Genomic DNA, 10,402 nt, shown 5'->3' with positions numbered 1-10,402 from the left:
GGGTGACCCTGGGCGGCGGGACGGTCGGGGACGACCTGCGGCAGCAGGTAGACGAGGGCGATGGCGGTCAGCGCCAGCGCGGGGGCGCCCAGCAGCACGAGCTCCACCGCGGAACGGGCGCCGTCGCCGGTGAACACGCCGAGCACCAGCGAGAACATGCCACCCACCGCGCCCATCCCCAGCCCGGCCACCGCGGCGTACGCGACGGGCTTGGCCTTGGGCGAGGGCTCGCCGAGCTTGGTGAGGAGGAGCACGGACCCCACGAACAGGGCGACCACGTACGGGCTCGTCATGTCGAGGGTGTTCCACGACGCGCGTTCCATGATGGTCGTGTCGGGGTCGCCGACGAGCACGCGCCCGATCCTCACGAGCACGTACACCAGCCCCAGGACGACCATGGCCCAGGCGGCCGGCTCCCTCAGCCGGGCTACGTCAAATTTGCTCACAACTACCCCCATCGGACCCTTTAGCCCGAAGGGAGTTTGCCACATCACCGACGAGGCTCGCGGGAGTCCCAGAAACCTCTTCCATCCCAATTCTACAAATACCCGCACGTACAGGGGTCTCAGTGGGTTGAGAACCGGTCCAGGGACAGCCCTGCCGGAGCCCGGTGGAAGACTGGGCCGCATGCACATCGTGTCCCTCGCCGGCGGCATCGGCGGCGCCCGTTTCCTGCGCGGCCTGCGCGCGACCGAGCCAGACGCCTCGATCACCGTCATCGGCAACACGGGTGACGACATCACCCTGTTCGGCCTGCGGGTCTGCCCCGACCTCGACACTGTGATGTACACGCTGGGCGGCGGCATCGACGAGGAGCAGGGCTGGGGCCGGGCCAAGGAGACCCACGTCGTCAAGGAGGAGCTGGCGGCCTACGGCGTGGAGCCGCAGTGGTTCGGGCTGGGCGACCGCGACTTCGCCACCCACATCGTGCGCTCGCAGATGCTGGAGGCGGGCTATCCGCTCTCGCAGATCACGCAGGCGCTGTGCACGCGCTGGCAACCCGGCGTGCGGCTGCTGCCGATGACCGACGACCGCTGCGAGACCCACGTCGTGATCGAGGACGAGCGCGGCAAACGCGCCGTGCACTTCCAGGAGTGGTGGGTACGCCTGCGAGCCTCGGTGCCCGCCCAGTCGTTCGCGCTGGTGGGGGCCGACACGGCCAAGCCCGCGCCCGGCGTGCTGGAGGCCGTCGCGCAGGCCGACGTGGTCATCCTGCCGCCGTCCAACCCGGTGGTGAGCATCGGCACGATCTTGCAGGTCCCGGGCATCCGCGACGCCCTGCTGCCCAAGACCGTGGTCGGCGTCTCGCCGATCATCGGCGGCGCGCCGGTCAGGGGCATGGCCGACGCCTGCCTGACGGCCATCGGGGTGGAGACGACCGCGCAGGCCGTCCTGGAGCTGTACGGCTCCGACCTGATCGACGGCTGGCTCGTGGCGGAGGAGGACCACGCGGTCGCCCTCGACGACGTCAGGGTGCTCGCCGGGCCGCTCCTCATGCACGACCGCGACGCCGCCGCCGGCATCGCCCGCACCGCACTCGACCTCGCCCTGGAGCTCGCCCGATGACCGCCTCCCAGCACCCGGCCCCCGAGCCCGGCACGCAGCGCCCTGCCGAGCCCCCGGCCGCCTCCCCACGGACGACCGCTCCCGCCGGAGCCGGGGCCGGGGCTGCCTCGCGGCGTATCGAGGTGGTCGCCGTCACGGGCATCGGCGAGGTACGGCCGGGTGACGACGTGGCGGCCCTGCTCAAGGACGCCGGGCTGCGTGACGGCGACATCGTGGTCATCACCTCCAAGATCGTGAGCAAGGCGGAGGGCCGGGTGCGGCGGGCGCCCGACCGCACACAGGCCATCGAGGACGAGACCGAGCGCGTGGTCGCCCGGCGCGGCGACACCGTGATCTCCCAGACCCGCCAGGGTTTCGTGATGGCCGCCGCCGGCGTCGACGCCTCCAACACCGAGCCCGGCACCGTGCTGCTCCTGCCTCTCGATCCCGACGCCTCGGCCAGGCGCGTCAGGGCCGGTCTGAGCGTGCGCGCCGGGGTGATCGTCTCCGACACGTTCGGCCGGCCGTGGCGCAACGGTCTCACCGACGTGGCCATCGGCGCGGCGGGCGTGCGGCCGCTCGACGACTTCCGCGGCGCGTCCGACGGCTACGGCAACGAACTCAGCGCGACGGTCACGGCGTTGGCCGACGAGATCGCGAGCGCGGCCGAGCTGGTCAAGGGCAAGCTCGACGGGGTTCCCGTGGCGATCGTGCGCGGGCTGCCCCACCTGGTCACCGACGACGACGGGCCGGGCGTCAGGCCGCTCGTCCGCCCGGCCGACGAAGACCTGTTCCGTTACGGCTCGCGCGACGTCGTGTTCGCCCGCAGGACGATCAGGGAGTTCGCCGACCGGCCGGTCGATCCGGCGGCCGTGCGCAGGGCGGTGGCGGCGGGCATCGCCGCGCCGGCGCCGCACCACACGACCCCGTGGCGGTTCGTGTTGGTCGAGTCGCCCGAGACGAGGACGAAGCTGCTCGACGCGATGCGCGAGGCGTGGATCGCCGATCTGCGCGGCGACGGGTTCACCGAGCAGTCGATCGCCAAGCGGGTCAGGCGCGGCGACGTGCTGCGCAACGCGCCCTACCTCGTGGTGCCGTGCCTGGTGACGGAGGGCTCCCACACCTACCGCGACGAGCGGCGCAACGCCTCCGAGCGGGAGATGTTCGTCGTGGCGGCGGGCGCCGGGGTGGAGAACTTCCTCATCCAGCTCGCCGTCGAAGGGCTGGGCTCGGCGTGGGTGTCGTCCACGATGTTCTGCCGGCCCGTCGTGCGTGAGGTGCTCGGCCTGCCCGGGTCGTGGGATCCGATGGGCTGCGTGGCGGTCGGGCACGCGGCCGCGCCGCCGCGCGAGCGGGCGCCGCGTGACCCCGACGATTTCATCGTCACGCGTTGACCGGGTGACGGAACTCCGGTCAAGTGGGGCATTTACCGTTAGGAAACTTTCCTTTACATTTGCTCTACCCCCCATGTAAAGGAGCCGCCGGATGAGAAGGATCCTCACCTTGTTCGCCGCGGTGGTGGTCGGGCTGGCCACCACGGTGTTCAACACCGCACCGGCGTTCGCCCACGGCTACGTGAACTCGCCGCCCAGCCGCCAGGCCAACTGCGCCCAGGGCAAGGTGCCCGACTGCGGCAGCATCGTCTGGGAGCCGCAGTCGGTGGAAGGGCCGAAGGGCCTGCGCAGCTGCCACGCCAACCTCCCGCAGTTCGCCCAGCTCAGCGACGAGAGCAAGCCGTGGCCCGTCGCCTCGGTGGGCGGCACGACCACCTTCACCTGGACTTTCACCGTCCAGCACGCCACCCGTGACTTCGAGTACTACATCGGCGGCACGCGGGTGGCCGTCGTCGACGGCGGCGGCCGGCAGCCCCCGCCCACCGTGTCGCACACGGTGAACCTCTCCGGGTTCTCCGGACGGCAGAAGATCCTGGCGATCTGGAACATCGCCGACACGGCCAACGCCTTCTACTCCTGCATCGACGTAAACATCGGCGGCGGGAACAACCCCAACCCGTCCCCCCACCGTCACGCCGACTCCTGACCCGACCCCGACCGATGACCCGACGACGCCCTCGGGCACCTGGAAGGCCGGCACGGCGTACACGGCCGGCAGCACGGCGGCCTACAACGGCGCCACCTACCGGTGCGTCCAGGCGCACACCGCCATCGCCGGATGGGAGCCGCCCAACGTGCCCGCGCTCTGGCAGCGCGTCTAAGGGCGTGTATCGAAGTCGATCGGCCAGGATGCGGCGGGGCCGTGTCCTGGGCCGCCCGCCACCCGAACGTGGCACCTGGCTCGCGTCGATGACCTCGGTGAACTGCGGGCTGTCTCGGTGCTGTCCGCGGTCAACACGATGGCCAGCGGCCTTCGGCCCACGCTGACGCGTCCTGGGTGGCGGTGACACGTTCGGCCGGGTCCAGCCGCCCGCGCGCGACCTGTTCGGCGTAGACCAGCATGATCGGAATCTTGAACACGGAGGCGGCGACCACCCGGCGGTCGGCATTCACCCGTCAGCCGCCGCCGGTGTAAACCGGCCTGGCCGGGAGGACGGTGGCGAGCCAGGCCACCACGCCCACCAGCAGGACGCAGGCGGGAACGAGCCACAACGGCCCGGCCGGCCACGGGCGTCCGAGGAAGCTCATGCTCAGCGTGGTCAGCGGAACGGCAGCCAGCACAACGCCGGCTCCGGCCGCAGCCCCGGCGGTCAGCACGGCCTCCCAGCAAAGCATCCTGCGGAGCTGGCCGGGTGTGGTCCCCAAGCGGAGCAGCGCGCGGAATTCCTCCCGCCTGGCCGTCGTGGTCGCCACCAAGCGGTTGGCGACCACGACTAGCACATATCCCAGGAGGACAACGAGGACCGCCAGGTTCACCACGACCTCGGCGGGGAAGGCGCCTGGCCGCGTGATCAGCGGCGTCTCGGTCGTCTCCGTTCCTGGCCATCGCGCGAGTAGGGCGCCGAATTCCGGTGCGCCCGACGACGCGGGGCGTACCAGGATGGCCGCGGCGAGCCCCGTCGTGGTGTGACCGGCGGCAAGATCGCGGGAGACGATGAGCGGCCCGAAGCCGAGCGCGCGCCGGTAGGTCGCCACCACACGGGCCCGAACGGCCGCGCCGTCCCCCATGACGAGGTCGCGGCTCTCGCCCACCGCACCCACGCGCTCGTCCACGGCGATCGCGGCTCCTTGGAGGTCGCTCAGGCTGCCGTGGGCGACGCCGAGGTCGATCACTCCGTTCGCGTCGGGACCGAGCACTAGGGCGGTCCTGTCCTGCAGGCCGGCATCGTCTCCGAAAGCGAGCTGGCGGGTGAGCACGGTGGTCGTGGCGATCGAGGTGGCGGCGCGTACGCCGGGCGTCGCGCGTACCTCGGACACGAGACCGTGAGGGACGCCGCCGAGGCGGTCGGCCGTGATGGCCCGCACGCCGCGCAGGCCGAGCGCGGCCTCGTCGGCCCTTGCCGTCATGATCGTGGTCTGGGTGAGCGTGAAGCTGAGACCGAGGGTGACCACCATGCCCATGGCCGCGACTGCGCCCGCGGTCCTGAGCGCGTACCCGCGCGCGTTGTTGACGGCCAGCCAGGCGGCGGTGGAGATCCGGGCAGGCAGGTTGTCGGCGAGCGCGCCGGTCGCTGTCCGTACGAGGTGAGGGCCGGCCAGCGCCAGCCCGATCACCGCCAGCAGGGCGGCATTCGCCGGGCCGATCACCGCAGCCTCGGTGCGGATCAGCAGCGGGGTGATCGACAGCACCAGTGAGGCCGGCATCAGCAGCATGCCGACGGCGGTCCGGGCCTTCGAGGGTTCTCTTGGCTCGCTGCGCGACTCGGCCAGCGCCGTCGGCACCGACGCCCGCGACACTCGCAGCGAGGCCGCCCACGCCGAGCCCCTGACCACCGCCGCCAGCAGCAGCGTGGCCGCCAGCGCCGAGAGCGGGCTGTACACCAGGGGCAGCGCAGCCGGAAGCGCGCCTGTCGACACGAGCAGGCCGCCGAATCGGCCGGCCAGGTGGTAACCGAGCACGATCCCCGGGGCGAGCGCCGCCGTGGCCGCCACGGCGGCCTGGATCGCGATCGTCCGTCTGACCTGGCGTGGGGTCGCGCCTGCCGCCCGCATCAGAGCCAGGTCGCGGCGTTGCCTGTTGATCGACATCGACAGGCTGCCGCCGACCACGAAGCCGACGACGAGCAGACTGATGCCTCCGATGGAACCTGACAGGACGATGAGCAGTCCGCGGGCGGTGGCCATGCCAGGAGATTCGGCGTCGCCGATGAAACGTCCTGTCGCCACCTCGTATCGTTCGCCGAGAAGCTTGCGAAGCTCGACTGCCACGGCTTCGATGTTCGCGCCGGGGGGCGAGGCGTAGGGCGATGAGGTCGACGGTTTTCGCGCGTGGCCCAGACGTCCGGCCGGCCAGGTCGGCCGCGGTGGCATCGGCGAAATAGAGGCCAGGAGCGTCCACCAGTGCGGTCACCCGGTAGACACCCGACCTGCCGCCGGCCACGAGCCGGACCTCTTGGCCGAGCCGGCCGCGCGGCAGGGCGACCTCGCCGGGACCGCGGGGCGCACGGCCGGCTCGCAACGATCCGGTGAGCGTGAGCGACGACCAGCCATGGCCCGCGGTCGCCGGATCGCCTTCAACCGCCGGGACCTCCGAACTCGGAACGACGACGGCGGCGGGAAAACTTACGTCCCCCGTAGCATCAGCCACCCCGGGAAACCCGATCAGCCGGGTAACCAACGACGTCGGCAGCACGGCCCGTTCTGGCAAGGCCACCGGCAGATCTTCCTTCCGCGGAAGGGATTGCCTGGCCGAGACCACCACGTCGGCGTGAACCAGCCGCTGTGCGGTCACGCTGGACCGCAACCCCGACTCCGCGATCACTCCGGTCGCGACAACCAGTGCCATTCCGCCCAGCACGGCGCAGAACACCGCTACCAGCCCGCCGATCCTGGACAAGGCCAGAGAGGTTCTGATCACTGAGGAACCCCTTTCGAAGTCATGCGCGGTTCGCCGTCGAGCCGGGCCAGCCGTGCGGCGAGGTCGTCAGCGGAGGGGGCATGGAGGAGGCCCACCACCTTCCCGTCCACCATGATCAGCGTCTGGTGGGCGCGTGCGGCGGCGACCGGGTCGTGCGTGACCATGATCACGGTTTGGCCGAGCTCGTCGACCAGTTCCCGCAACAGGTCGAGCACCTGTGTCGCGCTGCCGCGGTCGAGGGCGCCGGTGGGTTCGTCGGCGAAGACCACGTCGGGGCGGGCCGCCAGGGCGCGCACGATCGCCGCACGCTGCTCCTGGCCGCCTGACAGCTCGGGGGGCCGATGCCGCAGCCGGTCGCCGAGCCCCACCCGCGCCACGAGTTCACGCAGCCAGGACCGGTCCGGGCGGAGCCCGGCCAGCCGCAGCGGCAGCGTGATGTTGTCCTGCACGCTGAGCGCGGGCAGCAGGTTGTAGGACTGGAAGACGAAGCCCACATGTCTTCTGCGCAGCTCCGTCCGCTTGGTCTCCGAGAGCCGGGCGAGGTCCACGCCGCCGATCACCACCGAGCCCGACGTGGGTGGGTCCAGGCCCGCCGCGCAGTTGAGCAGCGTGGTCTTGCCGGACCCTGACGGGCCCATCACGGCGACGAACCTGCCTCGTGGGAAGGCGAGCGTGACCTCGTCAAGGGCGCGTACCTCGCCATAGGCCTTGGTGACCCGGTCCAAGGTGACGACGTGGCTCACCGGCGGCCGGACCTGACGTGGTGCACGATGAGGCCGGTGATGCAGGCGACCGCCACGAGCCCTGAGGGGAATCCGACGAGCAGGCTGCCACGGCCGATCGTGCCGGCGACGATGTTGACGGATACGGCGATGACGAGGATCGCCCACAACAGGGCACGCAGCGCCCAGCCGTTTCGTCGGGATGCGGGCCGCCGCTGTTCTTGGGGGCCGATACGGTAGGGATCGTCCATGCCCCCAGACGTTAGGGACGCGCCGCGGCCGCGGGGACCCCGCCACCTGGCCAATCGTGGTAGAGCTGGCTGGAATGGCGCCGCCTTGAGGCTGACTTAGGGTGTCGGCTGTGACAGGTGACGCCTTCGAGGCGCTGGACCGCCTCGCGGGAGGGCTGGGCACCGCCCTGCTCGCCTTGGCGACGGTGGCCGGCTGGGTGGTCGTCGGACCCGCATGCCTGATCGGGATCGGACTGCCGATGGTGCAGCCGATGCTGTCCGTGACCCGATCGGTGGCCGAGCGGGAACGAGCCAGGCTGGGCCGCTGGGGCGAGCACGTGGTCAGCCCCTATCCGGCCACGAGGCCCGCCAAAGGCTGGCGCACTGATCCGGCGACCTGGCGCGACCTGGCCTGGCTCGCCGTCCACAGCGCCGTGGGTCTCCCGCTCGGCCTCGTTGGGATCACTCTGCCGATCATGGGGGTGCGCGACGCCTCGTTTCCCCTGTGGTGGCACCTCCTGCCCGAGGGTGAAACCGGCTCCTCCCTCGGCATTCCCGTACACACCTGGCCCGGCGTGATAGCGGTTGGCCTGTCGGGGTTCGTCTGGCTGGCCATCAGCATACTGTGCGGCCGCCCGATCGCCCGTCTTCAGTCCCTGCCCGGCCGGCGGCTGCTCAGCCCGCACCCGTCCGTGGACCTCTCCGAGCGGGTCGCCCGGCTCACCGCCACCCGGGCCGGCGCTCTCGCCGCGCACGCGGCCGAACTCCGCCGCATCGAACGCGCACTCCACGACGGTGCGCAAAACCGGCTGCTCGCAGTCGTCGTCATGGCCACGGCGGCCAAGCGAGCACTGGAACGTGACCCGGCGAACGTCGGGCCCGCGCTCGACCGTGTCCAGCTGGCCGCCGAGCAGGCGCTGACCGAGCTGCGCGGCGTAGTCCGCAGCATCCTGCCACCGATCCTGGCGAATAGGGGCCTCGCGGGCGCGCTCAGCGCGGTCGCGGCCGACTCCGCCATCCCTTGCGACCTTCGCGTGGGCCAACTCGGGCACCTGCCCCTGTCTGTGGAGGCGACCGCCTACTTCACGGTCGCAGAGGCGTTGACCAACGCAGGCAAGCACAGCAGGGCCACACGTCTCAGAGTCGAAGCCGCCAGACACGGCGAGGTTCTCCGAGTTGAGGTGGAGGACAACGGTATCGGAGGCGCATGGGAACGCGGCGGATCGGGCCTGGCCGGCATCCGCCGTCGTGTGGAAGCACACGACGGCACATTCACACTTACCAGTCCCCAAGGCGGGCCGACGAGGATGAAGGTGGAACTACCGTGCGCATCGTGATCGCTGAGGACGACACCCTGCTGCGTGAAGGACTGGTCATGCTGCTCGGCGGGGAAGGCTTTGAAGTCGTCGCGGCCGTCTCGAATCCGCAGGAGTTCCTCGCCGCGGTCGCCTGGCACTCCCCTGACGTGGCGGTGGTGGATGTCCGCATGCCGCCCACCCATACCGACGAAGGTATCCAAGCCGCGGTGGAGGCCAGGCGGTCACACCCCGGGCTGGCCGTGCTCGTGCTGTCCGCCTATGTCGAGCAGGCGTTCGCCACCGAACTGCTGGCCGGCGGCGCCCGTGGTCTGGGGTACCTGCTGAAGGAGCGCGTGGGGCAGTTCAAGGAGTTCCTCGACGCGCTGAAGCGGGTGGCCGCCGGTGGCGTGGCCATCGACCCCGAAGTGGTCGCGCAACTGTTCACCCGCCGCCGTGGCCCGCTGGACCGCCTCACCGTCAGAGAGCGGGAGGTGCTCGCGCTGCTGGCCGAAGGGCTCGGCAACATCGTGATCGCAGAGCGTCTGCAGATCACGGAGGGCACGGTGCACAAACACATCAGCAGCATCTTCGGCAAGCTCGAACTGGCACCGACCGAACGCGTGAGCCGCAGGGTCATCGCAGTCCTGCGCTATCTGGAAGGGTGACACGCTCTGCGTCTTGCGAGGCATGCAGCCGCTCGGCGGCTCACCGGCGATGCTCATCGACGGTCCGCACCGACGTCCGCAGGACAGGGGGCGTTCTCGGGTGCGCTGATCCATGCGGGACTTGCGGCTGGCGGTTCCTTCCCGCGGCACGTCTCCGCTTCGCGAACGGCACAGGACGCTGCCCGGACGCCCTACGCGGGTCTCAGGTCGTCGGCTTGCAGGTGGGGTGGCAGAGGCGGCGGGCCAGGGCGGCCAGGAAGACGTCGATGATCTCCTCCGGCTTTCTCGCCGCGTGCAGCGAGCCGTTCGCGGCGTCCGCGATCTGCGACAGGCTCTCCCGGTCCACGTCCTTGCCGAAGGCGATGATGATGATCTGAACGGGCCTGTCAGGGTCCCACCCGCGCCGCAACGCGTCGAGGAGCCGCGCGCGGTCCGTGCCCTTGCCGTCGTCGCGGCCACCGGTGATCACCAGCAGCGAGTTGTTCATCTCCTCGCGGTAGTCGCCGCTGACCTTGCGGAATCCGCTGAGGATCGAGTCGTAGAGCGAGCTGTCCGCCTTCGGATGGGCGGCGATCGTGCGGGTCAGCTCGTCCAGCCGGCTGCGCCGGATCACCTGCCCCGACTCGGGTTCGTTGATCGGCCCGAGCGTGACCAGCTCCCGGTGGTCCCTGATGCCGCCGAGCCGGTCGGCGAACTCCCACAGGCCCATGTGTGTGGAGTCGGGGAACAACCTCAGCCCGATCCGGGCCGCGTCGAGCGCCACCCTGATCCTGGGTCTGCCGTTCATCTTCTCCGCCATGTGCTTGGAGGCGTCGGCCAGCACCAGGATGTTCGTCGGCGGGGCCAGCCTGCTCCAGGCGGCCAGCGCCGCGTCGATGTCCTGCGCCGACACCGACGGCCTGGTCCTCGGCGCCGCCGAGGGGATCTGCGGCCCAGGAGAGAGCGGCCCCTGCCGCCCGTCCCCCGACCTG

The 10,402-nt window shown here is 71.0% G+C and carries 11 protein-coding genes and 1 pseudogene; 6 read left to right on the top strand and 6 right to left on the bottom strand.

The features are described 5' to 3' along the window. Positions 1-446 (bottom strand): hypothetical protein (locus E1267_RS39915; protein ID WP_132340885.1); only part of this gene is annotated, 446 nt, incomplete at its 3' end. Positions 447-627: 181 nt separating this feature from the next. Between E1267_RS39915 and cofD the strand changes: the two genes are divergently transcribed. From cofD to E1267_RS47735, 4 genes and pseudogenes are all read left to right on the top strand, one after another. Then, a complete protein-coding gene (gene cofD, locus E1267_RS39910; protein ID WP_132340883.1) occupies positions 628-1,566 on the top strand; it encodes a 2-phospho-L-lactate transferase in 939 nt (312 codons plus the stop codon). Continuing rightward, positions 1,563-2,939 (top strand): coenzyme F420-0:L-glutamate ligase, encoded by a 1,377-nt coding sequence (locus E1267_RS39905; protein WP_246064592.1) that lies wholly within the window; start codon positions 1,563-1,565, stop codon positions 2,937-2,939. The genes cofD and E1267_RS39905 overlap by 4 nt, the downstream gene beginning before the upstream one ends. A 91-nt stretch (positions 2,940-3,030) precedes the next feature. Then, entirely contained in the window at positions 3,031-3,585 is a 555-nt protein-coding gene (locus tag E1267_RS39900; protein WP_220449901.1) for a lytic polysaccharide monooxygenase auxiliary activity family 9 protein, read from the top strand. A 97-nt stretch (positions 3,586-3,682) separates the two neighbouring features. Further along, positions 3,683-3,760: pseudogene (locus E1267_RS47735) on the top strand (carbohydrate-binding protein); the annotation flags it as partial. Positions 3,761-3,890: 130 nt separating this feature from the next. On the opposite strand, the gene E1267_RS39895 reads toward E1267_RS47735, so the two are convergent. The 4 genes from E1267_RS39895 to E1267_RS39880 form a co-directional block, all read right to left on the bottom strand. Next, on the bottom strand, positions 3,891-4,052 hold the full coding sequence (locus tag E1267_RS39895; protein WP_132340881.1) for a serine hydrolase: 162 nt from the start codon (positions 4,050-4,052) through the stop codon (positions 3,891-3,893). 3 nt (positions 4,053-4,055) lie between these two features. Next, positions 4,056-5,867 (bottom strand): FtsX-like permease family protein, encoded by a 1,812-nt coding sequence (locus E1267_RS39890; protein WP_165960068.1) that lies wholly within the window; start codon positions 5,865-5,867, stop codon positions 4,056-4,058. 645 nt (positions 5,868-6,512) lie between these two features. After that, entirely contained in the window at positions 6,513-7,259 is a 747-nt protein-coding gene (locus E1267_RS39885) for an ABC transporter ATP-binding protein (RefSeq protein ID WP_132340879.1), read from the bottom strand. Continuing rightward, the gene (locus E1267_RS39880) at positions 7,256-7,489 is read right to left on the bottom strand and encodes a hypothetical protein (RefSeq protein ID WP_132340877.1); all 234 of its coding nucleotides are present in this window, start codon (positions 7,487-7,489) and stop codon (positions 7,256-7,258) included. The genes E1267_RS39885 and E1267_RS39880 overlap by 4 nt, the downstream gene beginning before the upstream one ends. 110 nt (positions 7,490-7,599) lie before the next feature. On the opposite strand from E1267_RS39880, the gene E1267_RS39875 reads away from it, so the two are divergent. Both E1267_RS39875 and E1267_RS39870 read left to right on the top strand, forming a co-directional pair. Further along, a complete protein-coding gene (locus E1267_RS39875) occupies positions 7,600-8,805 on the top strand; it encodes a sensor histidine kinase (protein ID WP_246064590.1) in 1,206 nt (401 codons plus the stop codon). Beyond that, the gene (locus tag E1267_RS39870) at positions 8,793-9,431 is read left to right on the top strand and encodes a response regulator transcription factor (protein ID WP_132340873.1); all 639 of its coding nucleotides are present in this window, start codon (positions 8,793-8,795) and stop codon (positions 9,429-9,431) included. The genes E1267_RS39875 and E1267_RS39870 overlap by 13 nt, the downstream gene beginning before the upstream one ends. A 202-nt stretch (positions 9,432-9,633) precedes the next feature. On the opposite strand, the gene E1267_RS39865 is transcribed toward E1267_RS39870, so the two are convergent. Next, the coding region (locus tag E1267_RS39865) for a VWA domain-containing protein (RefSeq protein ID WP_132340871.1) at positions 9,634-10,402 on the bottom strand (769 nt) is incomplete at its 5' end.

Source organism: Nonomuraea longispora (assembly GCF_004348345.1).
Taxonomy (GTDB): domain Bacteria; phylum Actinomycetota; class Actinomycetes; order Streptosporangiales; family Streptosporangiaceae; genus Nonomuraea; species Nonomuraea longispora.
The sequence above is the reverse complement of the archived record's forward strand: the minus strand, read 5'-3'. Positions and strand labels throughout refer to the sequence as shown.

Coding starts and splice junctions, on each gene's coding strand:
- E1267_RS39900 (WP_220449901.1), top strand. CDS start 3,031: ATGAGAAGGATCCTCACCTTGTTCGCCGCGGTGGTGGTCGGGCTGGCC.
- cofD (WP_132340883.1), top strand. CDS start 628: ATGCACATCGTGTCCCTCGCCGGCGGCATCGGCGGCGCCCGTTTCCTG.
- E1267_RS39880 (WP_132340877.1), bottom strand. CDS start 7,489: ATGGACGATCCCTACCGTATCGGCCCCCAAGAACAGCGGCGGCCCGCA.
- E1267_RS39905 (WP_246064592.1), top strand. CDS start 1,563: ATGACCGCCTCCCAGCACCCGGCCCCCGAGCCCGGCACGCAGCGCCCT.